Consider the following 361-nt stretch of genomic DNA (forward strand, 5'->3'; position numbering starts at 1 on the left):
CTCGCTTTAGCTTTATTACAGTAAATCCGAAAGCACGACTCATTCTACGAATTTGCCTGTTCATTCCTTGCGTTAAAACGATACGAAATGTTGATTGATCGACTCTCATCACTTTGCACGGCTTCGTCATACCATCTTTAATCTTTACACCGCTGGACATCTCATCAATAAACCAGTCCGTAAAAGGTTTATCGACTGTGACAACATATTCTTTCTCGTGTTCGTGATCACCGTGTAAAATTTGATTGGCAATCGCGCCATCATTCGTTAATAAAATAAGTCCTTCTGATGCTTTATCTAATCGCCCAACTGGAAAGATTCGCTCTGGGTAATTGATATAATCAATAATATTATCTTCAAT

1 protein-coding gene is annotated in these 361 nt (G+C 38.0%); it reads right to left on the reverse strand.

Annotated features, from left to right (window positions below):
- Positions 1–361, reverse strand: a 361-nt coding sequence (locus SB717_RS34195) for a pseudouridine synthase (RefSeq protein ID WP_410907278.1), incomplete at both ends; no start/stop codon positions are given.

The sequence above is a fragment of the Priestia sp. SIMBA_032 genome, from assembly GCF_046535215.1.
GTDB lineage: Bacteria > Bacillota > Bacilli > Bacillales > Bacillaceae_H > Priestia > Priestia aryabhattai.